The organism is Streptomyces lichenis, from assembly GCF_023218175.1.
Classification (GTDB): Bacteria; Actinomycetota; Actinomycetes; order Streptomycetales; family Streptomycetaceae; genus Streptomyces; species Streptomyces lichenis.
In genome coordinates this window covers 67,796-94,181 of sequence record NZ_JALPTH010000010.1, presented here as the reverse complement: position 1 = coordinate 94,181, position 26,386 = coordinate 67,796, and the positions used below count along the sequence as shown (strand labels likewise).

The window sequence follows — 26,386 nt, the reverse complement described above, 5'->3', positions numbered from 1 at the left end:
GCCCACCGCCCTCCGCCGTCCCTACCCGCTGTTCCGCCGCACCAGGCAGTCGTACCCCAGCTGCATCGCGTCGGCGGCGGCCAGTGCGGTGAGCCCGCCGGTGACCGCGCGCGTGGCACGCGGCCACAGCAGGCCCGCGCCGACCAGCGTGGTCGTCAGCCACACGCTGAGGCAGAACGGGCAGGTCACCAACTCGCCCACGGTGTGGCGCACCGGACCGCCCCGGGGGCTCTCGTTCACCTCCGACGGCCCGCCCGCCGACTCGTATCGGGTGAACGGCGCCCGCAGCGGCCCGGTGACGGACCCCTTGGCGAGCAGCCGGCTCAGCCGGAAGACCGCCGCGCCGGTGAACACCGCGTCCCACGGCTCGGGGCGCTCGGGCAGGGCGCCCCGGCGCCGGCTCAGCACGGCCCCCCAGGCGCCCGCGTAGGCGCCGTACACCGCGATCGCCGCGGCGTGCCCGGTGAGTTCGCCCTCCCGCTGCTCCCGATGGCCCGCCAGCTGCCGGCGCAGCGCCCAGCCGCAGCAGCCCGTCGCCACCCGCCGCCCGCCGGGCGGACGGAAGCCGGGCCCGTGCCTCAGACATCCGTGTCGTCCTCCGGGTCGCGCTCGCCCTCGACCTGCGACGGCGTCGTCCGCTCCGGCTGCTCGTCCCGGTCCCGCGGCCCGTCCCCGCCGGGCTCCTCCTCGGGACGCTCACCCTCGGCCTGGGAGGGAGTGTTCTCCTGCATGGGGTCGCCTGCCTTCCGCGCTCGGTGTCGATGATCGGCGCACGCACCGCGCTCACGGCACGCCGTCCGGCCCGGAGTACCCATCCTCCGGAGTCGCAGGCACGGCGGGGGCCGCCTTCCGGCGGGGGAGTGGCGGCCAGGTCGGGCCGTGCCGCGCGCCCCGCTACCGGATCCGCGCCTGGACCCGCCCGTCGACGGTCCGGGTGTCGAAGGCGGGCTGCGGCGCGGTCGCCGGACCGCGCACGTTCCAGCCGTCGTCGAGGCGGAAGCGGCTGCCGTGCCAAGGGCACCGCACGCACCCGTCCGACAGGGTGCCCTCCGACAGCGGGCCGCCGAGATGGCTGCACCAGTCCGCCAGCACGTGCACGGTGCCGTCCGGTCGGCGTACGGCCGCCACCGGCACCTCCCCGACATGCCGCCGCACCGGCTGGTCCACCGGCAGGGCGGCGAGGTCGCCGACGTCCTGCCACCCCTCGGGTACGAGATGGGGCACCGCCTCCGCGTGGTTGGCGCCCAGCGCCTGGCGGTAGGCCAGGTGGCCGCCGATCGCACCCCCCACACCGACCACGGTCATCCCGGCGAAGCCGAGGACCTTGCCCCGCGCGGTACGGCCCCGCACCCGGGCCAGGAAGGACCCCGCGTACAGCGCGACCCCGATCAGGTTCGCCGCCGCGTGCACCAACCCGACCCGCAGCTGCGGCCGCTGCGACTCGGCCCAGTCGGCCCAGCCCGCGGCGGCCGCCGGGGCGGCCGCGGCCAGCCCGACGCCGACCAGGGCCCGCGCCGAGCGGTGCCGGTCGCCGGGCAGCAGGTCCAGCACCCCGGCGGACAGCCAGCTGCCGATCGGCACCTGCACCAGCAGGGGGTGGACGGGGTGCCCGAGCCATCGCCCGTGCAGCACGTCCCGCACCGGGCCCAACGGCAGCGCCCGCACCGCCCGCCGCACGGTGTCCACGGCACTGTCCAGCCTCTCCGACCGCTCCAGCCGGTCCATGGCGGCCAGTACCCTGCCGGGCCCCTCCGAGCGGACGGCGCGGCGGGCGGCGGTGACGGCGGTGGAACGGAGTGTGTCCATGGCGGCCGAGTAGCCCGGCCGCCGCGGGCGAAACGGATCGGGCCCGACCGGTACCGCCCGCCGCCGACCAGGCCCCGGGCCGCCCCGGGGCGTCCGGTGATCCGCTGCTCCGGCTTCCCGCCCGGGGCCATCACCCCGACGCGGCTCCGCCTGCCGTCACCGTCACCTGCTCGCCCCGGGCGCAGTGCACCAGCGAACCCGCCCATCCCCGCTCCTCCGCGCGGCGCAGGAAGTCCTCCAGCGGGGAGCGGAACACGGTGTAGTCGTCGTAGTGCACCGGCAGGGCTCGCCGGGGGCGGACGGTCTCCAGCAGTTCGACGCCCTGCCACCCGTCCATGGTGACCATCAGCCCGCCGGGCAGGGTGGTCCCGCCCAGATGCACGACGGCCAGGTCCAGGTCCGGGCAGCGCCGGGCGATCTCCCGGACGCCGTCGAAGAGGAGGGTGTCCCCGGTCAGGTAGATCCGCAGCCGCACCGGGCCGCCCAGGTCGCCGAACTCCAGCAGGCTCCCCATCACCGGCGGCAGCAGCGCGGCCGCCGGCCCCCGGGCGTGCGCACCCGGCAGCGAGGTGACCCGCACCTGCTGGCGCTCGCCCGAGACGAGGGTGTCCTCCCAGGTGCGCAGCCCCATCGCGCGGCGGAAGCCGTGCAGTCCCTGCAGGCGCCGGGCCGCGTGCGGGGTGGTCACCACGGGCAGCGAGCGGTCCAGATGGCGGCGGGTGACCCGGTCCCAGTGGTCCCCGTGCAGATGTGACAGCACCACCGCGTCCAGGTCCGGCGGCAGGTCCCGTACGTCCAGGGCCGGTTCCGTCAGCCGCTTGGAGACCAGACCGTGCCCGAGGTAGGCCCGTTGCCCGCGGTGCAGGAAGTTCGGGTCGGTGAGCAGGGTCAGATCGCCGTACCGGATCAGCAGGGTGGCGTTGCCGACGAAGTGCAGCTCGGCGGCACCGGAGGGGAGCACGGCCATGTCAGACCTCCTACGGGAGGGGAAGCGGCGGGCAGGTGCCCGGAGCCGGTACGGCAGTCGATGAACGGCACGCGACCCCGGCGGCGTACCCCGGCCGGGCCGACCGAGCCCGCGCACGCGATCGTCCCTGCGCGGTGGCCGTCTCACGCCCCGTCGCCCGCCATGGCGGGCAGCCTTCGCCGCTCCCCGCCCACGCGCGGGAGGGGACGGTCGCCAGGAGCTTCCGTGCCCCGCCCCCAGCGCGCAGGCGGCCGGGCAGCGCTGCTCCCTCCACCGTGACCGGCACCGCCCCACCCGTCAACCGGTCGGCGCACGCCCCACCCGGAGCCCCGGCCACCCCACCCGCGCTCACGTTTGACCACTGATCACCGGGCTACCCGTCGCCATCGGCGGCAGCACCCGGTGCCGCGCCGAGACGAACGCGAGGAGTGGGCGGACATGACCGTGCCCGAGGACAGGCCCAAGACCGACACCACCGACCAGGTCGTCGACCCCCGGGACGACCGCGACACCACCGAACCGGCGGCACCGCGCGGCGCCACCGGGCGCACCATGGGCGAAGCCCTGGAGGAAGCCGGCCTGCGCCCCGAGGACGTCGAGCGGGACGAGTGACACACCCCGCTCCGTCACCGACGGCCTCGGCCGCGTCCGCTCCACCCGCACGGGCGGCCGACCCGCCGCCGCTCGCCGCCCCACGCGGTAGGGCACCGGCCGCGACCGCGAACCCGAGCACCACCCCCGGCGGCGCGCCCGCCCGCCGGATGCCTCCGGAGGGCCCCGACATGGCCGTACCCGCCACCGACCCCTACCCGCCGGTCGGCCGGACCCTGGTCCTCCCCGGCGTCTACGCCCCCCAGCACGACACCCGCCTGCTGGCCGCGGCACTACGGCGCCACGGTGTCGGCCAGGGCCACGAGCTGCTGGACATCGGCACCGGCAGCGGGGCCGTCGCCCTGTACGCGGCCGCGCTCGGGGCCCGGGTGACGGCGGTCGACATCGCCCGCCGCGCCGTGCTGACGGCCCGGCTGAACGCGCTGCTCACCGGCCGCCCTCTCACCGTCCGCCGCTGCGACCCGACCGCCCCCGGCGCGCGCCTGCCCACCCGCTACGACGTGGTGGTCAGCAACCCTCCGTACGTGCCCGCCCCGGCGGCCCACCCGCCGCGCTCCGGCGCCGCCCGCGCCTGGGACGCCGGCTGGGACGGCCGCGCCGTGGTGGACCGGATCTGCGCGGCCGCCCCCCGGCTGCTGCGGCCCACCGGCCTGCTGCTCATGGTCCACTCCGCACTCTGCGGCACCGACCGCACCCTGGACCTCCTCCACCGCTCCGGGATGCGGGCCGCGGTGGACGACCGCGCCGCCATCCCCTTCGGCCCCGTGCTGGGCTCCCGACTGCCCTGGCTGCGCGCCCGCGGTCTGCTCTCCGAGGGGGCCGAGCGCGAGGAGCTGGTCGTCATCCGCGCGGTACCCGAGGACTCCGGACTCCACGTCTGACGGTGCGACCCGGCCCCCGCCCTCCCGGCCGCGAAACGAAGACCGGGGCTGCCGGGACGAAACATCGCATACGGCGCCGCGCGGATCGTTTTGCGGCCCCCCGGAAGGGGCACTCCGGTGCCTCGGAGCGGCCCCGGCATCTCACGGAGCGAAGGGCGCGGTGGCGCAGGGCCGGTTCTCACGAGCGGAAGAGGCGGAGGGCGATGACCACGGCACGCGGGATCATGACCGGTGGCGCCCAGTGCGTACAGGCCGACGAGACGGTCCTGGACGCGGCGCGGAAGCTGAAGGACCTCGGGGTCGGCGCGCTGCCGATCCGCGGGACGGACAACCGGCTCATGGGCTTGCTGACCGACCGCGACATCGTGGTGAGGGTGCTGGGCGATGGCAAGGACCCCGCCTCCTGCGCCGTCGGCGAGCCGGCGCAGGGCGCCCCGCGCGCCGGCGAGCTGCTGGAAGCCCTCTCCACCGACTGACCGGCCCGGCGCGAGAAACCAGACGAACGGAAGGAAGGGCGTACTGATGCTGAGGGCGCACCCGGCGATGCTGCGGAACCCGGTCGAGCGGTACGAGGCGCTGCGCAGGCCGAGCCGGGGGATACGGTCGCGATGACCGACCAGGTTGTCCTGCCGCCGCTGTGCAGGAACGTGGCGTCCCGCGAGTCGGTGCGGGTGGCGTCCGTGCCCGCCGGACACGTCTACGTACGCCACTGTGCCGACCCACAGGGCGCGGACGGGGTGGTACGGCTCACCGACCCGCGCCCGAACGGCGCGCCCAGCACCTCGCAGCGCTGGTGGCCGCCGGTGATGCTGGATCCGGCGTGGGTGGACGCGCACCATGACGAGTTCGACGTCTTCCATCTGCACTTCGGCTTCGACGCCCAGGGGCCGGCCGCGCTGCACCGGCTGGTGGAGGCCCTGCGCCGGCACGGCAAGCCGCTCGTGTACACCGTGCACGACCTGCGCAACCCGCACCAAGCCGACCCCGGCCCCCACCGGGACGCCCTGGATGTGCTGGTCCCGGCGGCGGACGCGCTGATCACCCTCACCCCCGGGGCGGCCGACGAGATCGCCGCCCGCTGGAACCGCACCCCGACGGTGCTGCCGCATCCGCATGTGGTCGGAGCGCCGCTGATCGACCGGCCCCGGGCACCCCGCGACGGCTTCCGGGTCGGGGTGCACGCCAAGAGCCTGCGGCCCAACATGGCCGTGCTGCCGGTGGTGCGGGCACTCGCGGAGAGCCTGACCGACCTGCCGGACGCCGAGTTGGCCGTGAACATCCACCGGGAGGTCGGCGACCCGGACGCGCACGCCCATGACCCCTCGACCATGGCCGCCCTGGAGGACCTGGCCGGACGGGGACTGCTGACCCTGCGAGTGCACGACTACTTCGACGACGAGCAGCTGTGGGAGTACCTCGGGGGGCTCGACCTGTCCGTGCTGCCGTACACCTTCGGCACCCACTCCGGCTGGCTGGAGGCCTGCCACGACCTGGGCACCCTGGTCGCCGCGCCGGACTGCGGCTACTACGCCCAGCAGCGCCCCTGCCTGAGCTACGGCCACTCCCAGCGGCACGGCCTGGACGCGGACTCGCTGCACGAGGTCGTGGAGTGGGCGTATCGCACCCGGCCCCGATGGCGGGCCACGGCCGAGGGACGGGCGGCGGAGCGGACCCGGATCGCCGCCGCGCACCGGCAGCTCTACACCGAGCTGCTGGGATGAGTGACCCGCTGCGGATCGCCCTCCTCGCCTCCGCCCGCTTCCCTGTCCGCGAGCCGTTCGCCGGCGGTCTGGAGGCGCACACCTGGACCCTGGCACGGGCGCTGACCGACCGCGGGCACCGGGTGGAGCTGTTCGCCGCGCCCGGCTGCGACCCGGCACTCGGGCTGCGGGAGCTGCCCGTGCACCGGCCGGTGCTGACCGAGGCCGCCCGGGCGGACGTGAGCATGCCGGGCGCGGACTGGATGGCCGAGCACCACGCCTACCTCCGGCTGATGCTGGACCTGGCCCGGGACGGCGAGCACCACTACGACGTGGTGCACAACAACAGCCTGCACCACCTGCCGGTGGCGATGGCCCCGGCGCTGCGGCTGCCGCTGGTGACCACCCTGCACACCCCGCCCACGCCCTGGCTGGAGTCGGCCGTGCAGGCGGTGGACCCCTGCCCGGTCACCTTCACCGCCGTCAGCGCCCATACCGCGGCGGCCTGGCGGGCCACGGTCCCGGCGGCCCGAGTGGTGCGCAACGGCGTCGACACCCGCCTGTGGTCCCCGGGGACCGGTGGCCCCTACCTGGTGTGGACGGGCCGGCTGGTTCCCGAGAAGGGCCCGCACCTGGCGGCCGAGGCGGCCTGCAAGGCCGGGCTGCCGCTGCTGATGGCGGGGCCGGTGGGGGACCGGCGGTATGTCACCGACTACGTCGAGCCGCTGCTCGGCGACGGCATCGACTACGTCGGCCACCTGGGCCGTGGCGAGCTGGCGGCGCTGGTGGGCGGGGCGGCGGCCGCGCTCGTCACCCCGTGCTGGGACGAGCCGTACGGGCTGGTCGTCGCCGAGGCACTGGCCTGCGGCACCCCGGTGTGCGGCTTCGACCGCGGCGCGCTCGGCGAGATCCTCACCCCCGAGTGCGGCCGGCTCGCCCCGCCGGACGACACCGCCGTCCTCGCCGAACTCATCCACGAGACCGTGCGGTTGGACCGCCGGGCCGCCCGGGAGCGCGCGGAGCGCTTCTGCTCGCTCACGGCCATGGCCGACGGCTACACCGCCCTGTACGAGGAGCTGGCCGCGTGATCGGCTACTACGTCCACCACCAGGGCAAGGGCCATCTGCACCGCGCCCGGTGCGTGGCCCGGCACACCCGCACCCCGGTCACCGGGCTGTCCTCGCTGCCCCGTCCCGCCGACTGGACCGGCGACTGGGTCCGGCTGCCATCGGACACCGGGACGGGGGCGGGCACGGCCCCGGCCGACCCCACGGCGCGGGGACGGCTGCACTGGGTGCCCCGCCACCACCCCGGACTGCGCGCCCGGATGGCGGCGGTGGCCGCCTGGATCGAACGCACCGCCCCCGCGCTGCTGGTCAGCGACGTCTCGGTGGAGGTCGCCACGCTGGCCCGGCTGATGGGCGTGCCCGTCGCCGTCTCCGCGATGCGCGGCGACCGCTCCGACCCGGCCCACCGGCTCGCCTACGACCTGGCCGACGCCCTGCTCGCCCCCTGGCCGGCCGAGTTGCCGGAGCCCGGCTGGCCGGCGGCCTGGCGGGCCAAGACCGAGTACACCGGCGCGTTCTCCCGCCATGACGGCCGCCCCCGCCCGGAGGGGCGGCCGGCAAGGCCGCCGGAGGCGCGGGAGGTGGTGGTGCTGCTGGGCGCCGGCGGCACCGAACTCACCGCGGCCCGACTGAGCGCGGCGGCCGAGGCCACCCCCGGATGGCGGTGGACCGTGCTCGGCGGCCCCGGCGAGTGGACCGACGACCCCTGGCCGCTGCTCTGCCGGGCCGACGCGGTGGTCACCCACGCCGGGCAGAACGCCGTGGCCGAGTGCGCCGCCGCCCGTACCCCCGCCGTCGTCGTCCCGCAGACCCGCCCGCACGGCGAGCAGCTCGCCACCGCCCGCGCCCTGGCCGCCGGGGAGCTGGCCACCGTACGCACCCACTGGCCGCGACCGCACGAGTGGCCCGGACTGCTCGACGCCGCGGCCCGGCGCGGTGGCGACCGCTGGCGGCTCTGGGCGCCCGGTGACGGGGCCGCCCGGGCGGCCCGGCTGCTCGACACCCTGGCCGCGCCCGCGCCCGCGCTCGCGGACCCGCGCCGAGAGGGCACCGTATGCGCGTCGCCGTGATCACCCTGGTCGCGGGCCGCCACCGGCACCTCGCCCTCCAGCAGCGCGGCCTCGCCGCCTCCCACCGCCGCCCGGACCTCTACCTGGTGGTCGCCCTCGACGACCCGGCCGCCGCCGGGGTGGTCCGCGGCCGCGCCCCGCGGGCCGACCTCATCGGCCACCGGCGGGACGCCGGACGGCTGCCGCTGGCCGCCGCCCGCAACGCCGGCGCCCGGCGGGCTCTGGACGCCGGGGCCGACCTGCTGGTGTTCCTGGACGTCGACTGCGTGCCCGGCCCCAGCCTGCTCGGCCGCTACGCCGAGACCGCCGAGGACGGTGCCCTGCTCTGCGGCACTGTGGCCTATCTGCCGCCCCCGCCGCCCGGTGGGTACCGGCTGGACGCCCTGCCCCGCCTGGCGCCCCCGCACCCGGCGCGCCCGGTGCCGGCGGACGGGCAGGTGATCACCGGCGGCGACCACCGGCTGTTCTGGTCGCTCTCCTTCGCGGTCACCGCGGCCACCTGGCGGCGGATCGGCGGCTTCTGCGAGCGGTACACCGGATACGGGGGCGAGGACACCGACTTCGGCCGTGCGGCGGCGGCCCGCGGCGTGGACCTGCGCTGGGTCGGCGGCGCCCCCGCGTACCACCAGCACCACCCGGTGAGCCGCCCGCCCGTGGAGCACCTGGACGACATCCTGCGCAACGGCGCGGTGTTCCGGGACCGGTGGGGCAGTTGGCCGATGGAGGGCTGGCTGCGCGACTTCGCCCGCCTCGGACTCGCCCGCCACGACCCTGCCACCGGGACCTGGACGAAGACGGAGAAGACGGCGCTCCCGGACGGCGTATGAGAGCCCGTACGCGTACCGCCCGAGACCCGGGCCGGAGCCTCCACCGACGCCGGCCGCCGAGGCGCCCGTCCAGATCAGGCCGCGTCGCGCGCACCGCACCGGCGGCCGTCTCGCCGCCCGGGAACAGCAGGGACGGGGCGGGGCCGAGAGTGTGCGGATGAGTGCGTCGACGCCCGGCAACCGCTCCGGCGAGGATTCCCGGCCGGCGCCGGACACGGACCTGAGCTGGACGATCCGCATGGTCTCCTCGGCCTTCCGCCGGGTCGCCACCGAATCGGTCGCCGACCTGCTCGGCGGTGCGCGTGCCTCCCTCGTCCTGGTCGCCCTCGCCGACGGCGAGGCCTCTTCGCAGCTCGCTCATCGCCCGCGCCCGCGGAATCCGGCTGCTGATCCGGCCGCCGTGCGTCGCCCCCGCCGCTGGCCGGAGGTTGTCCGCCGGCGGGCGGCCGACTCGCCTCAGCAGGCGCGGATCGAGGAGATGGAGTCGTTGAACTTCCGGAACTCGGGGTCCATGAAGGCGAACTGGTACTGCTCCTGATCGTTGATCCTGAGCTCGTCACCGCGGAAGCCGGAATCGGTGTACACGCACATGGGGCGGCCGGTGTCGTTCTTCACCGAGGAGATCTGGTCGTTGATGAACAGGATGCTCGCGCCTGCCGGGCCCGCGGTGTTCAGGTTGGCGATCCGGCCGGCGGCGTCCAGGCAGAGGGTGCTTTCGAAGGGCGAGGTGAAGTTGTTGCCGATGTGGACCTGGAAAAGGCCCTCCAGGTCCTTTCCGTTGCAGTCGAATATCTCCGTCGTGAATCCCGTGTCCTTCTTCTCCACGGTGCCCTTTCCGGCTGCCGCGGTCGTGCCCGCGCTGTCCGGCGCCGTCGCGGAATAGGCGTAGACACCGGTGGCGGACGCGGCCAGGGCAAGCGCCGAGACCACCAGAGCGGTCTTCTTCTTCATCTTCATGACTGCTGTTCCTCCACGGTGACGTGTTGTCCTTTCACAACGGATTACGGGGGTGTCCAGCGTCCGGTTCACGAGGGGGAACGCGCGACCACATGCCGGTGGGGTGCGCGTATCCGGATGGATACGCGCACCCCACCGGTGCCGTTCGAATATGCCGAAGGAGAGCGGCGCGCCCTACTTCTTGATGAGTGATCCGTCGGGAGCGACGGCGAACCAGGTGCCGCCGACGCCCTGGCCGTTGATCTCACCGGGCTTGTCGCCGGTGAACCAGTACAGCGGCCAGCAGTCCAGGGTCTGCTGCTTCTTGCCGTCGGGACGGTCGAACGGGATCACCAGCTTGGGATCGATGCCCTTGACGTCGTTCTTGGCGACGAGCGCGGCCGGCTTCCACTTCTCCAGGCACGCGCCCGTGCACGCGGTGGTCATCGGCCAGTCGGTGTCCTTGGTGAAGCGGTAGAGCGTACGGCCCTTGGCGTCCACCACGATCTCGCCGAGCTCCGGGTCCTGGACCGTCGACAGGCCGGGCAGCGCGCCGCCGCCTTCCGGCGCGGGCGTCTTGCCCTCCGCCGCCCCGTCGTCCGCACCGGTTTCCGCGTCGCCTCCGGTCTCCGGCCCCGCTCCGCCCGGTGCGGTTCCGCCCGGTGCGGCGCCGAGCGCCGCGTCCAGGCCCGGCACCTTGTCCTTCGGCAGCCCGGCGAACCAGACACCGCCCACCCCGTCACCGCTGACCTGGCCGGGCTTGGCGTCCTTGGCGAAGCGGTACAGCGGCATCCCGGCGAGGGCGAGCTGCTTGCTGCCGTCCGCGCGAGTCACGCTGCCCATCAGCGAGGCGTCCAGCCCGGCCGGCAGCACGGCTCCGTCGGCCGGCACCGGCGGCCAGGCGGCGGCGCAGTCGCCCTCGCAGGCCGACTTGGTGGGACTGGGGCCGTCCGTGGTGAAGCGGTAGAGCGTGAAACCGGTGCTGTCCGTCACGATGGGGCCCAGATTCGGGTCGTTGGCCAGTGCGAGCTGGCCGGCCGGGCCGTTGCGCGAGTCCCCGCCGGGAGCGGGCGGTGCGGCCGCCAGGCTCTCCTGCCCGGTCGGGGCGGACGGCGCCGTACTCGCCGCCGCGCCCTCCTCCTTCGCGCCGGAACCGCTGCAGCCGGCCGTCAGCAGGACGGTGGCGGTGGCGAGCGCCACCGCCATGGAGCGCCAAGTCGCCATGGGGTGCCTTCCTCTTGTGATGTTGCTGGGTGGTCGTGCGCACCGCCGGGGCGGTGGCGTTCAAGAGGTTGCTACGGGGCGGTCGCGGAACCGGTTCACCACCGGGACCTGGGAAAACCCGGCGGTTCTCCGGTGAACCCGCACCGGAGAACCGCCGTAACCCCCAGTGCGGCGCGGGAAGACCGGTGCTCCGTTCTCCGGGCCGCTCCGGGCCCTGTCCGTCCCTCCCCCGGTGCGACAGGGCCCGGACCCGACCGCGTTCCCGGCTCGCCCGAGGCGCATAGGGCGAGGGCCCCACCACATGCCGTGGTGGGGCCCTCGCCGTTCAGGAGGTCAGTGTCCGCGACCGGCTCCCCGTTGGGAGGGTCCGGGCCGGTGGGCGGGCTGCTGGTCGCGCGCCCGGCGGTTGCGCTCCCCGGCCGCCGCGGCGGCGGCGAGGTTGCCGAAGGGCGGCAGGGAGATCCGGGCCGCCTGACTGGGTGCCGGTGCCGGTGCCGGTGCCGGTGCGGGTGGGGCAGCCGGCGGTGCGGGTGGGGCGTGGTGGGCGGGTGCCGGCGGGGCCGACCGCGCCGGACCGCCGAACTGGCCGGAGGGGGGAGTCAGCCCGAAGTAGCTCCAGTTGGTCGGTTGGCCGCCTCCGCCACCGGTCCGCTGGACCGGCTGGGGGGCGGGGGCCGCCCGGGAGGTGGAGGCGGCTGGCGCGGAGGGGCCCGGGTCGAACGCGAACTGCTGCCAGAACGGATCGGTCCTGGGCTGGGCCGGTGCGGGGCTGTCGGGGGCGAGCGACGGGGTGCCGCCGCCGGGGGAGAAGTCCTCGGGCCGGGGCCGGCGGGGTTGTTCCGGGGGAGGTGGTGTGGACATGGGAATCCGCCTTTCGGGTGGGTGTGCTCCCTGTGCGGCTGCCGGGGGGCCGAGGGCGGTCGGGTCCGCCGCCGCCCGGCAGCGGGTCAGTGGGCGCCCGGGCGTGTTCGGGGCGCGGTGCGGTGCGGCTGGGGGGCCGGGGCCGTGGGGGATCGCGAAGCCGTGGGTGCGGGCGTGGAGGCCGGCGCGGTCCGGCCGGGGGAGGGGCGCAGGCGGGCGGCGCCGGAGCGTGACAGGCCGCGATCGCCGGGGCGTGGGCGGGACAGGACGGTGACGGTCTCCATCTCCCGCCTCAGCAGACCGGCGACGGCGGCGGCCTCCGTGAGGGAAGCCGGCCGGCCGCGTTCCGCCTCCGCCTGCCCGGTCGGCATCCGGTCCCTCGTCCTGGCCTCGGCCGCCACCGTCCGGGCGAAGACCTGGACCAGTCCGGGCGTGCCGGGTGAGGCGGCGGCCCGCTCGGCGGCGGCGCGCAGCCAGGTGCCGGCGGGTTCACCGCGCCGGGTCGAGAGGGCGTAGGCCCTGGCGTACACCTCCATCGCGCGGTCCGGACGCGGCGAGACGTCCGGGGACGCCGCCCGGTCGAGGGCGCCGGAGGCGGTGGCCGGGCCCCGCACCGGCGGGCTCGCCGGCAGGGGAGGAAAGGGGGCCGCCTGTCCCCGCGCGGCGGATCGGGGCAGGGCTGCGGGAGCGGTCGCGGTACGGGGTGGGGGACCGGCCCTCCACTCGGCCGGAGCCACCGGGCGCGGGGCGGGAGCCGGTGGTCCGATGACCGGGGCGCCCGCCTCCCGGACCCCCCTGAGGTACGCCTCGCGCGCTTCGGGAGTGAGGTCCCGGTGCCCGGGGACGTCCTCGATCCGGCGGCCCGCCAGCCCGTGTGCGTAGGCCGCGTCCAGGGGGTGCTCCACCGGGCGGCCGGGTGGGGCGGCCGGCTGGTCCCGCAGCGACGCGCCCATCGCGTACCGCAGCTGGTACTCCTCCGTGTGCGCGGGGGAGGCGGCCACCCAGGCCGGCAACCGGCCGAGGGGCACGCCCGCCAGGCCCTTGGCCATCGCCTCGTCGAAACGGGTGTCCGGTCCGGTCGGCTGTGCCGCGTACCACCGGTCCGGCGGCACGTCGAAGGGGGGCTCGGGCAGGAGCATGGTCATCCTCTCCGCTCGCCGCGGTGCCGGGGGCGTCGCTTCGGTCGTCGGTCCGGTTTGGCCGGGCGCCGCGTCACAGGGCCACGCCCCGGTCGGCCAGCCAGGCGACCGGGTCGATCAGAGCGCCGCCCGGGGTCCTCACCTCCAGGTGCAGATGCGGGCCGGTGGTGTTGCCGGTGGCGCCGACGGCCCCGATCTCCTGGCCCGCGCGCACCCGGTCGCCCCGTTTGACGGCGACGGACTGCTGGTGGCTGAAGCCGACTTCGGTGCCGTCGGCGAGGGTGAGCACCGTGTGGTTGCCCAGCGGCCCCCGGGTGGAGACGGTGGTGACCGTCCCGTCGGCCACCGCCCGGATCGGGGTGCCCGCCGGGGCCGCCAGGTCCACACCGGTGTGGCTGCCGCTCGACCAGAGATCGCCCCCCTGGCCGAAGCCCGCGGTCATCGTGGCGCCGGACACGGGCAGGACGAAGTCGCCGTCCGGCGCCGGGGCCCGCCCGCCCGTGTCCTGCTCGCCCTCGGCGGGCCGGTCCGGGCGGTCGGCCCGCGCCCTGCGGGCCTCCTCCGCCGCCCGCAGCGCCTCGGCCCGCTCCTGCTCGGCCAGGCGGGCGGCTCGTTCAGCCCGGGCCTCCTCGGCCGCCCGGGCCGACTCCCGCGCGGCGGCGGCCTCCTGGGCCAGCCGGCGTTCCTCGGCCCGTTCCCTCAGCCGCTCGTCGAGGCTCGGCAGGGAGCCCGCCGCGTCCACGGGCGGCGGGGTGGATGCCGCGCCGCCGGGCGCGGGGAACGCGGTGCCGGGCGCGGTCGGCGGAGGGACGGACGGCGGGGCCGGCCGCTCGGGCGCGGCGACCGGCGGCGGCGCGGCGGAGGCCCGGGCCGGTGTCTCGGGCACCGCGACGGCCAAGGCCACTCCGGCGGACACCGCCACGGCGGCCGTGCCGGCCAGGATCAGCCGGTGGCGCGGCCGGGCGCCGGACCGGCGGACGCGGGCGGGACGTTCCGGCCGGGGCGGGACCGTCATATAGCGGAGGGTCAACTGCTGCTCGCCCCACGGTCGTTCCCGGGTGGCGGTGGCGAAGGGGTCACCGCTCGGTGCCCGCGTCCCGCCCTGCCGTGGCACTCGGACGTCGTTCATCTCACCCACGCAATCGGATCGGTGTCGGTCGCCGGCCTGCCCGGCGAACAGGCTCCGCTGTCAGCTACGGCCGCCCGCCGAGGGCGGTTCACACCCGCGGTGCGGCTCAGCTGTCCCGCAGGCCCGGCTGGGAGGGGAGGGTGCGCGGCGGCGGCCCGATGCCCTGCATCGGCGCGAACCAGGTGCGCACGCCCACGACATAGCTCTGGGCCTGCTCGGTGGCCGGCACGCCGCCGGCCTCGCGGACGGCGTCCAGCCCGGTCTTGTAGGCGCTCAACGTCAGATCCAGTACCGGGCCGGCCGCCTGCCCGGCGTCCACCAGGGCCTGCGTCTGCTCGGCCAGGTCGCACAGATAGGCGCCCTGGGCGGCGATCGACTCCTCGGGATCGAGAGGGTCGGCCTCCTCCCCGCGCAGTGCGGTGAAGACCTCGGGGGGCACCTGGGAGATTCCCCGGGCGCCGTCGGGGCCGGTGAAGTCGGCGGTGAATCCGGACTCGTACTGGATCTGGGCGGCGATGACCACCGGGCCGATCACGTCGCACACCTGCCCGGCCGCCTCGATCGGCTCCAGCAGGTCCGCGGGGACGGTGCACGGTTCGCCGGCGTCGCTCGGGTCCCTCTCCAGCCGGCCCTTCCCGTCGCCGAGGACCACCTGCCGGGTCCGCTCGGCCACGGCCCCCGGGTCGGAGTCCCCGAACAACCGCTCCACGTCCTCGCATCTCTGCTCGGCCGCCGTCAGATCGCCGCCGCCTCCGCCGCCGAGATCGCCCAGGGGCAGCCCGTTGAAGAGGAGGAAGAGCACCACCACGGGCAGCAGCAGCACGCCGAGCCCACCGACCACGAGCAGGACGACCACCAGCATCCCCACGCCCACCGGCAGCGCCAGGCAGCCGCAGCCGCCGGCCGCCGCGGTGGCCGCGACGGCGGCGCTTCCGCCCGATCCCGTACCGCCGCTCTCCGCCGCATCCGTCATCGGGGGACTCCTCTCGACTCGTCGCGCCGGGGCCGGCGACCGCCGCGCCCGGGGATCCCGGCGCGGCCGAAGGCTCTACGGCCCGGCGGAAGAAGCGGTTCAACCCCGGACAGCGCCGGGACAGCGCCAGGACAGCGGCCGGCTGTCCCGTAGGGCAGGGGCGGCAACCGCCCGGGGGCGGGGCCGGACACGGCGACCGCCGCGGCTCGCAGAACAGAGGAAGAAGCCCGATGACCGACGACGAGACAGCACCGCGGGAGACGCCCGGGGCGCAGCCGGCGCCCGAGCCCGCGGGAGCGGTGTTCACCCCGCTGGTGAACCGCCGCTATCTGCGGGAGCTGGCCCGCTACCGGATGCTGCTGTCCGGCGGTGAGCAGGTGCCGGGCGAGCGCGCCGCGGTGCTGGTGCGGTGGTGGGAGACGCTCGACGAGGTGGTGGCCGCGCACCACCGGGCCATGGTGGAGGTGGTCTGGGCGCTGCTGAGGGAGCGGGACCCGGAGGCCGGGACGGTGGTCGCCACCATGAACACCCGCTACGAACTGCTGGGCGCCGCACGGGCCGAGGCCGGCGCCGCCCTGACCGGGTTCCTGCTCGGCGGCGCTCCGCCGAGCAGTGCCCGGCTGGCCTTCATCCGCTACCACGAGGAGATGTCGGCGACCGCCTTCTGGGAGGAGCGGGAGATCATCTCGCGCGCCCGGCGGCTGTTCACCGCGGCCGACTGGCAGCGGGTGGAGTCCTACGTCCTCGCGGTGCAGGCCGCCGGGGACCGCCTGGAGCAGGTGCTGCCCTGGCTGTGCGAAGGGCTCTCCTCCGACCAGGCCGCGCGGGTGCTGGAGGCCCTGCCGCCGTTCCTGCGGGAGACGTACCTGGTCGTGTGGCTGCCGGCGCACCGCCAGTTCACCTCCCGGGCCTGGCCGAGGCGGCCGGCTCCGGGCTCCCCGGCGTGAGCCGGCCCGTCCGGCCGCCCGTACAGCGGGCGAGGAGGGCCGAGGGCGCTGCGACGCGCCCGGGGGAGAGGAGCGGACGGCGGGGGCACCGGCGGGTGCCGGGCCGTCCCGGGCGTGCGGGCGATCGAGGAGCGGGATGAACGGCGGCGAGGACAGGTTCAGCGTGCTGGGTCCGGTCAGGGCGTGGCACGGCGGTACGGAGGTGGGCCTCGGCAGCCCGCAGCAGCGGGTGGTGGTGGCCGTCCTGCTGCTGCGCGCGCCCCATCCCGTACCGGCCGAGGAACTGGTGGAGGCCGTGTGGGGCGAGGACCCGCCGCGGTCGGCCGTCAACCAGCTGCGCATCTACGCGCACCGGCTGCGCCGGGCCAGGGCGCGCGCCGCCGCCCCGGGGACGGCGCCGCTGATCGAGTCGGCGGGCAGCGGCTACCGGCTGCCACTGCCGCCCGGGGCCCTGGACGCGACCGCGTTCGAGACCGCGGTGGCCACAGCGCACCGGCTGCGCCGGGCGGAGCCGCAGCGCGCGGTCGCGGAGCTGGAGGAGGCGCTGGCGCTGTGGCGGGGCACCGCGCTCGGCGACCTCCCGGGCGACTGGGCGCGGGCGCAGCGCACCCGCCTGGAGCAGGCGCGGCTGGACGCCGTGGAGGCCCGGCTGCGGCTGCGGCTGGAGCTCGGACGGGACGAGGGCGCGGCGGCCGAGCTGGCCGCCCTGGCCGCCGGTCATCCGCTGGACGAGCGCTTTCCCGAGCTGCTGATGCTGGCGCTCTACCGGTCCGGCCGGCAGGCGTCCGCGCTGGAGGTGTACGCCCGCACCCGGGCCCTGCTCTCCCGGGAGCTGGGCGTGGACCCCGGCCCCGAGCTGCGGCGGATGCACCAGCGCATCCTGCACGCGGACGACGGCCTGCTGGACGCGGGCGGCCCCGAGGACCGGGCGGCGGGGGCGGCCGCGACCACCCCCGGGAGCCGACCGGGACCGGCGGAGGGGCGCCCGTCCCCGGCGGCTGCCGCATCCGCCACCGCCCCGGCCCTCCCCGTACCGGCGCAACTGCCCTTCGACCTTCCGGTGTTCTCAGGCCGCCACCGGGAGCTGGCGGAGCTGACCGCGTTCGCCGAAGAGGGGCGGGCGGCCCGGGCCGGGACGGTGCTCTGCGTCGTCGCCGGATCGGCCGGGGTGGGCAAGACGACCTTCGCCGTGCACGCCGCCCACCGGCTCGCCGCCCACTATCCGGACGGGCGGATCCACCTCGACCTGCACGGGTTCGACGGCCAGGAGAGCCCGCTCTCCCCGCGCCGGGCCCTGCGTGCGGTGCTCGACGCCTTCGGGGTGGCCGCCGACCGCGTCCCCGGTGACCTGGACGCGCAGGCGGCCCTCTACCGCAGCCTGCTCGCCGACCGCCGGGTGCTGCTCCTGCTCGACAACGCGCGCGACGCCCGGCAGGTCCGCCCCCTGCTGCCGTCCGCCCCGGGCAGTCTGGTGCTGGTGACCAGCCGGAACCAGCTCTCCGGGCTGATCGTGCGCGACGGCGCCCGGCCGCTGCGCCTGGAGGCCCTGACCGGCACCGAGGCCCGCGCCCTGCTGGTACGCCGGTTGGGCGCGGCCCGGGTGGACGCCGACCCCGAGGCGACCGCCGCCGTCGTCGCGCGCGGTGCCGGACTGCCGTTGGCACTGGCGCTGATCGCCGCCCGCGCGGCGGCCCGCAGGCTGGCCTCACTGGCGCCGATCGCCACCGAGCTGCGCGAACTGCCCACCATGCTGGACGCGTTGAGCGACACCGACACCAGCCTCGACATGCGCTCGGTGATCTCCTGGTCCTACGAGGCACTGCCGCCCGGTACCGCGAGGATGTTCCGGCTGTTCTCGCTCACCCCCGCTCCGGGATGCGACCCGGCCGCGCTGGCGGCCCTGGCCGCTCTGCCGGTGGCGGCCGTACGGCCGCTGCTGGCCGAACTGGCCGGCGCCCACCTGCTGGACGAGCCGGAGCCGGGCCGGCACACCGCGCACGACCTGCTGCGGGAGTACGCGGCGGAGCAGCTGGCCGCGCACGAGGGCGAGCCCGAACGGACCGCCGCCTTCCGGCGGTTGCTGGCCCACTACCTGGGCACGGCCTACACCGCGGCGCGCACGGTGGCCGTGAACCTCCCGGCCCTGAGCCTGCATCCGGAGGCGGCCGGCGCCCCGGTCGGGGACGTCGGGGACCCGCGGCGGGCCGCGGCCTGGCTGGCGCGCGAGTGCGAGGCGCTGCTGGGCCTGGTGGAGCGGGCCGGGGCCACCCCGGGCTGCGAACGGCAGACCTGGCAGCTGGCCTGGTCGCTGATGGACCACCTCCAGCGGGCCGGGCGCTGGGACGACCAGATGGCCGTCCAGCGCACCGCCCTGGCGGCGGCCCTGCGCAGCGCGGACCGCACCGGGCAGGCGCACGCCCACCGCGACCTGGCCCGGGCCTGCACCCAGGCCGGCCGGCTGGACGAGGCGACCGGCCACCTCCAGCGGGCCCTGGGGGCGTTCGAGGAACTCGGCGACCTCACCGGCCAGGCCCGCAGCCACGGCAACCTCGCCCTGGTGCTGACCCGGCGGGGCGAGCACGCCAAGGCGCTGCCGCACGTCCACCGGGCGGTGGAGCTGTTCGAGGCGGCCGGGGATGTGCTGGGGCAGGCCAGCGCGCTGAACAACCTGGGCTGGACCTACGCCAACACCGGCGGCCCGCGTGAGGCCCTGCGGTACTGCCGGCAAGCGCTGGAGCTGCTCCAGGACGCCGGGGACCGGGTCGCCGAGGCGGCCACCTGGGACAGCCTCGGCTATATCCACCACGGGCTGGGCGACCTCTCCGAGGCGGTGCGCTGCTACCACCGCGCCCTCGCCCTCGACCGGGCCCTCGGCGACGGGTTCAACGAGGCCGAGACGCTGACCCACCTGGGCGAGACCCGCGCGGCCATGGGCGACGAGGCGGGCGCCCGCGAGGCGTGGCGCAGGGCGGTCGGCCTCTTCGACGAACTCGATCCCGGGGCCGCCACCCGCGTCCGCGAGCGGATCGCCGCCCTCGGGCCCGTCCCGGCCGCCGTGGCGGAGGCCCGGACCGGCTGACCGTTCGCCGCGGAACGCCGCCGGGTGGGAGGAGGGTCGCCCGGCGGTACGAGGGGAGGGCGGCGCCCGTGAACCGGACCGGTGCCACCCCCGTAACGACGAGTGGGAAGCCGGGACCGGCCGCCCGGACGGACACCGACCGGGCAGGCCCCGCCTCTCCCACCCCCGACTCCGCAACCTCTCCGAAGGGAGGCCGAGCATGCCCATGCCCTCGGCGCCGCCCGAAGCGCCCCCGGACCCCTCCCCGGGCACCCCAGCGGCCGAGGACCAGCAGGGCCCGCCGCCCCGGCAGCAAGTCCCCACCGCCACCCCCACGGGGGCCCCCGTCCCCGCCGGCACCCCCGCGCGGGGCACCGCACCGGTGGGCGGTGCTACGGATCTGGCGTCCGTTCCGGTGGGCACCTCCGCGCCGGGCGCCGTCCCGGTCGGGGTTCCCGTACCCGTCGGCACCCCGGCGCCGGGCCCCGCCCCGGTCGAGGCTCCCGTCCCCACCAGCACCCCCGCACCGGGCACCGCCCCGGTCGCCGGTCCCGCGGATACGGCGCCCGCTCCCGTCGGCACCTCCGCACCGGGCACCGCCCCGGCCGGGGTTCCCGTACCCGTCGGCACCCCGGCGCCGGGTGCTGTCCCGGTCAGCGGTGCTACGGATCTGACGTCCGTTCCGGTGGGCACCTCCGCACCGGGCACCGCCCCGGTCGGGGTTCCCGTACCCGTCGGCACCCCGGCGCCGGGCCCCGCCCCGGTCGAGGCTCCCGTCCCCACCAGCACCTCCGCACCGGGCACCGCCCCGCTCGGCGGTGCCGCGGATGCGGCGTCCGTTCCGGTCGGCGCCCCGGCACCGGGCGCCGCCCCGGTCGCCGGTCCCGCGGACACGGCGCCCGCTCCCGTCGGCACCCCCGCACCGGGCACCGCCCCGGCCGACAGTGCCACGCACCTGGCGCCCGCCCCGGCCGACGGTGCCACGCACCTGGCGCCCGCCCCACCCCAAGCACCGACCCCGGACCGCGCCCTCACCGGCGCGGCGCCGGCGCCGCCGGGGATCACCGTGAGCTGGGTGGCCGCTCATGGCGGAGCGGGCGCGACCAGCCTGGCCGCCGCGCTCGGGGGCGCGGACACCGGGATGCGCTGGCCCCGTCCGGACCGGGGCGAGGCGGGCCGGATGCTGGTCGTCGCGCGGACGCACGCCGCCGGCATCCAGGCGGCCTCCGCGGTGCTGGACGCGCTGCGCACCGGCGAGCACCCGGACGGCCTCGAACTGCTCGGGGTGGTCCTGGTGGCGGACGCCCCCGGCCGGCTGCCCCTGGCGCTCGCCCGGCGGGTGCAGGTGCTGCGCTCGGCCGCGACCGTCCACCGGGTGCCCTGGATCCCCTCCTGGCGGCTGGGGGCCCGGACCGCCCACCTGCCCCGGCAGGTGCTGGCGCTCGGTCAGGCCGTGGGCCTGCCCCTCCCGCACGGTGCGAAGGGCTGAGCCGGTGTCCACTCGCGCCACCGGGCCCCTCGCCCTGGCCGCCGTCTTCGACCCCGGCCCGGAAGCGGCCTCCCTGCTCGACCTGATCGCCTGGTGCGGCACCGCGGCAGGCGTCGCCGGCCTCATCACCACCGGCACTCTGATGGCCCTGCAACTGCGCCGGGGCGTGCCCGGCGCCGACTCCGACCACCTCCGTTCGCTCTTCTTCGTGCTGCTGGCCTGCGTCGTCATCGGTTCGGCCGGCCCGGTCGTGGCCTTTCTCGGCCCGCTCGGCCTCTGAACCACCGGAGTACGCCGCGGCACCGGCCGGTACGCGGCGAGCAGGACTCCGCCCCGGAGCCGGGGCGGCCTTCACCCCACCCTCCCCTCTCCCACCCCTAGGACACCGCCATGGCAAGCAAGCTCTCCCTCCTCGCCACCGTCGTGCAGCCCCCGACCGTGACCCCGCAGGCTCCCGGCGAGCTGTCGAACCTCGTCGGCACGGTCCTCAACCTGGCCGCCTGGGCGGGCACCGCCGCCGGCGTGGCCGGAGTCCTGGTCACCGGGGCGATGATGGCCATCTCGTTCAAGCGGGGCGAGGGCTCGGAGCACATGGGCCGGCTCGGCCTGATCCTCGGCGGCTGCGTGCTGGTCGCCTCGGCCGGACCGCTGGTCAACTTCGTGTTCACCCCGGCCGCCGCGTGATCCCCGCCCTGATCCGGCCGAGGGGAGCCGCCCGCCGGGCATCCGGCGGCCCCGCCGTCCCGTACTGGCGGCAACGCGGCTGGCGCCTGTCGGCGGGGTTCACGGCACTGGTCGCCGGCACCGGTCTGCTCACCCTCGCGGTACGCGGACCCGGCGGCCCCGCCGCCGCACTGGACCGCGCCGACCTGGACGCGTCGACGCCGCTGGTGAAGACGGCGGCCGCTCCTGTGCGGGCACCGGCCGCCGGGCGGGCCGCCGGCTGCCGCACCGACGACCGGGCCACCGCCGTACCCCCGGCCGCGCCCGCCGACACCACCTGGCGGGAGGTGGCCGGTGCCCGGGTGCCCACCTCCGCCTCCGCCGGGCCCCTGCTGGCCGGCGGGCCCCTGTGGTGGTGCTTCGCCCGCACCCCGGCCGGTGCCGCGATGGCCGCGCACGTCATCCCGCTGAAGCTGAGCGACACGGGCTGGCGGACGGTCGCCGAGCGGCAGGTCGTGCCGGGCCGGGCCCGGGACTTCCTGGTCGCCAAGCGCGCCCGGCTGCCGGAACGCGCGGTGCTCCGCGGCCCCGCGGCGCTCGCCGGCTTCACCGTCCCCTCCTACTCGCCCGCCGCCGCCGAGGTGGACCTGCTGGTACGCGGCGGGCAGGGCGCGCTGTTCACCACCTCGGTGTCCCTCGTCTGGAGCGAGGGCGATTGGAAGGCGGTACCGCGGTCCGACGGGACGCTCAGCGCCTCCCCCCGCCCGGCGGAGGGCAGCCGGGGCTTTGTGATGTGGAGGGACTGACATGGCGTGCGCGCCCGCCGGGGGCCTGCTCAATCCCGTCGGCTTCTTCTCCTTCCTCGGCGACCCCATCGGCACCATCCTCTCGGGCATCGCCAACGCCGTGCTGTCGGCGGCCATCAACGTCTTCGGTGCCCTGACCACCGGTATCCCCACCCTGTCCGTGGACGGGGCGGCCCGGGACGTCGGCGACCAGACCCAGTGGATCGTGGTCTACACGGCGGTCGCCTCGCTCCTGGTGGCCGCCGCCCGGATGGCGCTGGAACGGCGCGCGGAGGCCGGGCAGACCGCACTGCGCGGGCTCATCCGGGTCGTGCTGGTGGCCGGAGCCGCGACGGCCGTGGCCGGCACCCTGGCGAGCCTGTCCGACCGGTTCGCCGACCACCTGTTCGCCGCCGGCGCCCAGGAGCAGGTGGCCTCCATCGGCTGCGACACCGGCAACGCCATCGAGGCGTTCCTGCTGCTCGTCCTCGCCTTCCTGCTGCTCATCGCCGGCATCGTGCACACGATCCTGCTGTTCGTGCGGCTGGGGGTGATGATCCTGCTGCTGGGCACCCTGCCGCTGGCCGCCGCCGCCTCGATGACCGACTGGGGCGGCGGCTGGTGGCGCAAGCACCTCGGCTGGATGATCGCCTGGCTGCTGTACAAGCCCGCCGCCGCGCTGGTGCTGTTCGCCGGCTCGGCGATGATCTCCCCGCAGGGGAACAGCGGCGTGAGCGAACGCATCGCCGGCATCGGCGTGATGCTGCTGTCCGCCATCGCCCTGCCCGCCCTGCTCAAACTGGTCGTACCGGCCACGGCCGCGCTCGGCACCGGCGGCGCCATGGGCGGCATGTCCGGCGCCGCCGGCGCGACGGCCTCCGGTGCCAAGGCGGTGGCGTCCGCGGCGCTCCCAGGGCAGGGCGCCCAGGCCGCCCCGGGGCCGATGGGCGCGGCCGGTGCGGGCGGTGCCGCCGGTACCAGCGGCGTGGGCGGCGGGCAGGGGGCCGCCGCCGCGGCCGGGCCTGCCGGAGCCGCCGGCGGTGGCTCGGCCGCCGCCCTCAAGGCGGCCGGCGGCGTGCTCGGCGCGGTCGCCGGGGTCGCCCAGGGCGCCGCGCGGAACGCCTCGGGCGCCGTGCGGGGCGCCGACGGCGAGGCCGGGCACAACCGGTAGACCCCGCCGACCGCCCCCCGAACCGGCCCCACCCGCACCCGCCTCCGACCCACCGCCTCCTCCCGCTCTCATCGAGAAAGGAACCGCCATGCCGGCCTCCGACGCCGGGGCGACACACCCCACCTACGGAAACTGGCGGCGCCCGCGCCGAGCCGGTCTCGGACCGCTGGGACTGGTGGGGACGGTCGCCGTCTTCGCCGCGCTCGTCCTGGCCCTGCTCGTCTCGCTCGCCTCCCTGGTGGCGGCGATCGGCCTGCTGGTGCCGGTCGCCGTGCTCCTGCTGCCGCTGATCGTCCGGACCCAGGACGGCCGCAACCTCTACCAGTTGGCCGCCCTGCGGATCGGCTGGCGCCGCCGCAAGGCCAGGGGGGAGCACCTGTACGCCTCCGGGCCGCTCTCCCGCCGGCCCGGTGGCCGGTTCCGCCCGCCGGGGCTGCTGAGCCGGGTGCGGATGGCGGAGGGCCGCGACGCCTACGGCCGGCCCTTCGGTGTGCTGCACCACCCCGACCGCAACCTCTACACCATCGTCCTGGGCTGCGAGCCGGACGGCGGCTCCCTGGTCGATCCCGACCAGATCGACGTCTGGGTCGCCTCCTGGGGCGACTGGCTCGCCCGGCTGTCGCACGAACCGCAGCTCAGGGGCGCCGGCGTGGTGGTGGAGACCGCGCCGGACCCCGGGACCCGGCTGGCCCTGGAGGTGCTGCCGCAGATCAGGGAGGACGCCCCGCCGGTGGCCCGCGCCGTGATGGAGGAGGTCGTGCAGCGCTACCCGGCCGCCTCCTCCGAGATGCACACCTATATCGCGCTCACCTACGGCTTCCCCGACGGCCGCAGGCGCGGCACCGAGGAGATCGTCACCGATCTGGCCCTGCGCGTCCCCGGCCTGCTCGCCGGACTGGTCGGAGCGGGCGGCGGTTCGGCGGCCCCGCTGTCGGCCGAGCAGATCGCCGAACTCACCCGCGTCGCCTACGACCCGGCCGTCGCCCCCGACGTGCTCACCGCCCGCGCCGGCGCCGGCGGCACCGGGCTGGAGTGGGAGGACGCCGGGCCCGCCGCCGCCGTGGAGACCGCCGGTGCCTACCACCACGACTCCGGCGTCTCCCGTACCTGGCTGCTGACCCTGGCGCCGCGCGGCACCGTACGCTCCAACGTGCTGCGCGGGATGCTGGAACCGGCCCCCGGGACCCGCCGCAAGCGGGTCGCCCTGCTCTACCGGCCCATCGACCCGGCCACCTCCGCCCGTATCGTCGAGGCCGACCGGCGGGCCGCCCAGTTCACCGCGACCTCCGGCAAGGGCATGGTCCAGGCCCGGGCCGCCTCCGAGATGCGGGCCGCCGAGCAGACCGCGGCCGAGGAGGCCGCCGGAGCCGGGCTCGTGGAGTTCTCCCTGATGCTCACCGCCACCGTGGACTCCGCCGACCAGCTGGCCGACGCCACCACCACCCTGCGCAACCTCCAGGCGTCGGCCCGGGTGTCGATGCGCCCCGCCGACCGGATGCAGGCCGCCGCCTTCACCTGCACCCTGCCGCTGGGCATCCTGCCCTGGGAGCACGTGCTGCTGCCGCGCCAGCTCCAGGAGGCGCTGTGAGCCCGCGCCGCGCGAAGCCCGCCCCCGCACCCCGCCCGGCACGTGAGAACGGGCCGACCGCGCGCGGCTGGGCCGGACCGGGCGGCGGCCGGGTCGGCAACCTGGACGCCCCCACCATGTGGCGGGCCACCACCGTCCAGGCCTGCGGACTCTGGCCGTTCGCGGCCGGCTCCGGCTCACCGCTGACCGGAGTGCCGCTGGGCCAGCACCTGTTCACCGGCGCCACCGTCTGCGGCGACCCGCTGTCCTGGTTCACCCGCGCCCGCTACATCTCCAACCCCTCGCTGTTCATGCTCGGTATGCCGGGACTGGGCAAGTCCACCCTGGTCAACCGGATGCTCATCGGGCTGGCCGCCACCGGCACCGTCCCGCTGGTCCTCGGCGACCTGAAACCGGACTACGCCGACACGGTGCGCGCCCTGGGCGGCCAGGTCATCGCCGTCGGCCGGGGCGTGGGCGGCATCAACGTCCTGGACCCGGGCGCCATGGGGGAGGCCGCGCTGCGGATCGGCGGCGAGGCGGGCCGCTCCCTGCTCGCCGAGGCGCACGGCCGGGTCCTCAACATGGTCGCCGCGCTCGTCACCATCGTGCGCGGACGCCCCATGGACGACCACGAGCAGTCCGTCCTGTCCACCGCCCTGCACCTGCTGCGGGAGCGCACCCCCGGCCGGGTCGCGGTCCTGCCCGACCTGCTGGCACTGATCGGTGAGGGCCCGGACCGGCTGCGCGCGGTCACCCTCGACCGCGGCGACACCGCCCGTTACCGGGACGCCGTGGACCCGCTGCACCGCTCCCTGATGGGGCTGCTCGACGGACCGCTCGGCTCCACCTTCGCCTCGGCGACCTCCACCCGTATCGACCCGGGCGCCCCGGCGGTCTGCGTGGACATCTCCCGTATCGGCGAGGCCGACACCCAGCTGACCGCCGCCGCCATGCTCGCCGCCTGGTCCGACGGCCTCGGCACGGTGGCCGCCTCGCACGCCCTCGCCGACGCCGGACTGGCGCCGCGCCGCTGGTTCTTCACCGTCCTGGACGAGCTGTGGCGCCCGCTGCGCTCGGCCACCGGCATCGTGGACCGGATCGACGCCCTCACCCGGCTCAACCGCTCCCTCGGCCTGGGCGACGCCAAGATCACCCACACCCTCAAGGACGCCGAGGCCCTGGGCAGCGACGCCGACCGGGCCAAGGCCCGCGGCTTCGTGGAACGCGCCGGGATGGTGGTCTGCGCCGGTCTGCCCCGTACCGAGATGGAGGAGCTGGGCAAGATCGTCGGACTCTCCGAGCGGGAGATCTCCCTGGTCTCCTCCTGGTCCTCGCCACCGGGCTGGGCCACCGGCGGCGTCCACGACGAACCGCCCGGCCGGGGCCGCTTCCTCATCAAGGTCGGCGGCCGCCCCGGCATCCCGATCCGGGTGGCCATCACCGACGCCGAGCGCGACCTGCACAACACCAACACCCGCTGGACACCGAGCACTCCGGCGACCGGGACCTGA

The 26,386-nt window shown here is 76.6% G+C and carries 26 protein-coding genes; 16 read left to right on the top strand and 10 right to left on the bottom strand.

Annotation, left to right across the window (positions count from 1 at the left end; all coding sequences use genetic code 11):
- Nucleotides 1–21: 21 nt before the first annotated feature.
- The 4 genes from M1O15_RS12685 to M1O15_RS12670 form a co-directional block, all read right to left on the bottom strand.
- Nucleotides 22–540 carry a DUF1360 domain-containing protein gene (locus M1O15_RS12685; protein ID WP_248633831.1) on the bottom strand — a complete coding sequence of 173 codons (519 nt, stop codon included), beginning with the start codon at nucleotides 538–540 and terminating at the stop codon, nucleotides 22–24.
- 38 nt (nucleotides 541–578) lie between these two features.
- Nucleotides 579–731 carry a hypothetical protein gene (locus tag M1O15_RS12680; RefSeq protein WP_248633830.1) on the bottom strand — a complete coding sequence of 51 codons (153 nt, stop codon included), beginning with the start codon at nucleotides 729–731 and terminating at the stop codon, nucleotides 579–581.
- A 163-nt stretch (nucleotides 732–894) separates the two neighbouring features.
- Nucleotides 895–1,806, bottom strand: a complete 912-nt coding sequence (locus tag M1O15_RS12675; RefSeq protein WP_248633829.1) for a Rieske (2Fe-2S) protein — start codon at nucleotides 1,804–1,806, stop codon at nucleotides 895–897.
- A gap of 130 nt (nucleotides 1,807–1,936) precedes the next feature.
- On the bottom strand, nucleotides 1,937–2,773 hold the full coding sequence (locus M1O15_RS12670; RefSeq protein ID WP_248633828.1) for an MBL fold metallo-hydrolase: 837 nt from the start codon (nucleotides 2,771–2,773) through the stop codon (nucleotides 1,937–1,939).
- Nucleotides 2,774–3,211: 438 nt separating this feature from the next.
- Here M1O15_RS12670 and M1O15_RS12665 point away from each other — a divergent pair, with 438 nt between their 5' ends.
- From M1O15_RS12665 to M1O15_RS12635, 7 genes are all read left to right on the top strand, one after another.
- Nucleotides 3,212–3,385: a hypothetical protein gene (locus M1O15_RS12665; RefSeq protein ID WP_248633827.1), complete on the top strand. Its 174-nt coding sequence runs from the start codon at nucleotides 3,212–3,214 to the stop codon at nucleotides 3,383–3,385.
- A 170-nt stretch (nucleotides 3,386–3,555) separates the two neighbouring features.
- A complete protein-coding gene (locus M1O15_RS12660; RefSeq protein WP_248633826.1) occupies nucleotides 3,556–4,266 on the top strand; it encodes a HemK2/MTQ2 family protein methyltransferase in 711 nt (236 codons plus the stop codon).
- A 203-nt stretch (nucleotides 4,267–4,469) separates the two neighbouring features.
- Nucleotides 4,470–4,742, top strand: coding sequence for a CBS domain-containing protein (locus M1O15_RS12655; RefSeq protein ID WP_372499463.1), 273 nt, complete (start codon nucleotides 4,470–4,472; stop codon nucleotides 4,740–4,742).
- A 132-nt stretch (nucleotides 4,743–4,874) separates the two neighbouring features.
- The gene (locus tag M1O15_RS12650; RefSeq protein WP_248633825.1) at nucleotides 4,875–5,987 is read left to right on the top strand and encodes a glycosyltransferase; all 1,113 of its coding nucleotides are present in this window, start codon (nucleotides 4,875–4,877) and stop codon (nucleotides 5,985–5,987) included.
- Nucleotides 5,984–7,054: a glycosyltransferase gene (locus M1O15_RS12645; protein ID WP_248633824.1), complete on the top strand. Its 1,071-nt coding sequence runs from the start codon at nucleotides 5,984–5,986 to the stop codon at nucleotides 7,052–7,054. The genes M1O15_RS12650 and M1O15_RS12645 overlap by 4 nt, the downstream gene beginning before the upstream one ends.
- The gene (locus M1O15_RS12640; protein ID WP_248633823.1) at nucleotides 7,051–8,103 is read left to right on the top strand and encodes a glycosyltransferase; all 1,053 of its coding nucleotides are present in this window, start codon (nucleotides 7,051–7,053) and stop codon (nucleotides 8,101–8,103) included. Before M1O15_RS12645 ends, M1O15_RS12640 begins: the two co-directional genes overlap by 4 nt.
- Nucleotides 8,088–8,930 carry a glycosyltransferase family 2 protein gene (locus tag M1O15_RS12635; protein WP_248633822.1) on the top strand — a complete coding sequence of 281 codons (843 nt, stop codon included), beginning with the start codon at nucleotides 8,088–8,090 and terminating at the stop codon, nucleotides 8,928–8,930. Before M1O15_RS12640 ends, M1O15_RS12635 begins: the two co-directional genes overlap by 16 nt.
- Before the next feature lie 456 nt (nucleotides 8,931–9,386).
- Here the strand turns inward: M1O15_RS12635 and M1O15_RS12630 are convergent, their stop codons facing one another.
- The 6 genes from M1O15_RS12630 to M1O15_RS12600 form a co-directional block, all read right to left on the bottom strand.
- Nucleotides 9,387–9,887, bottom strand: coding sequence for a peptidase inhibitor family I36 protein (locus M1O15_RS12630; protein WP_248633821.1), 501 nt, complete (start codon nucleotides 9,885–9,887; stop codon nucleotides 9,387–9,389).
- A 174-nt stretch (nucleotides 9,888–10,061) separates the two neighbouring features.
- A complete protein-coding gene (locus M1O15_RS12625; protein WP_248633820.1) occupies nucleotides 10,062–11,090 on the bottom strand; it encodes an SCO0930 family lipoprotein in 1,029 nt (342 codons plus the stop codon).
- 333 nt (nucleotides 11,091–11,423) lie between these two features.
- Complete coding sequence (locus M1O15_RS12620; RefSeq protein ID WP_248633819.1) at nucleotides 11,424–11,951, bottom strand: hypothetical protein; 528 nt, start codon at nucleotides 11,949–11,951, stop codon at nucleotides 11,424–11,426.
- 86 nt (nucleotides 11,952–12,037) lie between these two features.
- A complete protein-coding gene (locus M1O15_RS12615; protein ID WP_248633818.1) occupies nucleotides 12,038–13,096 on the bottom strand; it encodes a hypothetical protein in 1,059 nt (352 codons plus the stop codon).
- A gap of 67 nt (nucleotides 13,097–13,163) precedes the next feature.
- Nucleotides 13,164–14,219, bottom strand: coding sequence for a M23 family metallopeptidase (locus M1O15_RS31375; protein WP_282576672.1), 1,056 nt, complete (start codon nucleotides 14,217–14,219; stop codon nucleotides 13,164–13,166).
- Between the two features lie 106 nt (nucleotides 14,220–14,325).
- The gene (locus M1O15_RS12600; protein ID WP_248633817.1) at nucleotides 14,326–15,192 is read right to left on the bottom strand and encodes a lytic transglycosylase domain-containing protein; all 867 of its coding nucleotides are present in this window, start codon (nucleotides 15,190–15,192) and stop codon (nucleotides 14,326–14,328) included.
- Nucleotides 15,193–15,422: 230 nt separating this feature from the next.
- Here M1O15_RS12600 and M1O15_RS12595 point away from each other — a divergent pair, with 230 nt between their 5' ends.
- The 9 genes from M1O15_RS12595 to M1O15_RS12555 all read left to right on the top strand — a co-directional run bounded on the left by M1O15_RS12595 (nucleotide 15,423) and on the right by M1O15_RS12555 (nucleotide 26,386).
- Nucleotides 15,423–16,139 carry a hypothetical protein gene (locus M1O15_RS12595; RefSeq protein ID WP_248633816.1) on the top strand — a complete coding sequence of 239 codons (717 nt, stop codon included), beginning with the start codon at nucleotides 15,423–15,425 and terminating at the stop codon, nucleotides 16,137–16,139.
- A 136-nt stretch (nucleotides 16,140–16,275) separates the two neighbouring features.
- Nucleotides 16,276–19,218 (top strand): AfsR/SARP family transcriptional regulator, encoded by a 2,943-nt coding sequence (locus M1O15_RS12590; protein ID WP_248633815.1) that lies wholly within the window; start codon nucleotides 16,276–16,278, stop codon nucleotides 19,216–19,218.
- A 199-nt stretch (nucleotides 19,219–19,417) separates the two neighbouring features.
- Nucleotides 19,418–20,686: a DUF6668 family protein gene (locus M1O15_RS12585; protein WP_248633814.1), complete on the top strand. Its 1,269-nt coding sequence runs from the start codon at nucleotides 19,418–19,420 to the stop codon at nucleotides 20,684–20,686.
- A 4-nt stretch (nucleotides 20,687–20,690) separates the two neighbouring features.
- Entirely contained in the window at nucleotides 20,691–20,966 is a 276-nt protein-coding gene (locus M1O15_RS12580; protein WP_248633813.1) for a hypothetical protein, read from the top strand.
- 110 nt (nucleotides 20,967–21,076) lie between these two features.
- Nucleotides 21,077–21,370: a hypothetical protein gene (locus tag M1O15_RS12575; RefSeq protein WP_248633812.1), complete on the top strand. Its 294-nt coding sequence runs from the start codon at nucleotides 21,077–21,079 to the stop codon at nucleotides 21,368–21,370.
- Nucleotides 21,367–22,155 carry a DUF8175 domain-containg protein gene (locus M1O15_RS12570; protein WP_248633811.1) on the top strand — a complete coding sequence of 263 codons (789 nt, stop codon included), beginning with the start codon at nucleotides 21,367–21,369 and terminating at the stop codon, nucleotides 22,153–22,155. The genes M1O15_RS12575 and M1O15_RS12570 overlap by 4 nt, the downstream gene beginning before the upstream one ends.
- Before the next feature lies 1 nt (nucleotide 22,156).
- Complete coding sequence (locus tag M1O15_RS12565) at nucleotides 22,157–23,305, top strand: hypothetical protein (RefSeq protein WP_248633810.1); 1,149 nt, start codon at nucleotides 22,157–22,159, stop codon at nucleotides 23,303–23,305.
- 88 nt (nucleotides 23,306–23,393) lie between these two features.
- Nucleotides 23,394–24,893 carry an SCO6880 family protein gene (locus M1O15_RS12560; protein ID WP_248633809.1) on the top strand — a complete coding sequence of 500 codons (1,500 nt, stop codon included), beginning with the start codon at nucleotides 23,394–23,396 and terminating at the stop codon, nucleotides 24,891–24,893.
- 101 nt (nucleotides 24,894–24,994) lie between these two features.
- Entirely contained in the window at nucleotides 24,995–26,386 is a 1,392-nt protein-coding gene (locus M1O15_RS12555) for a putative type IV secretion/conjugal transfer ATPase (RefSeq protein WP_248633909.1), read from the top strand.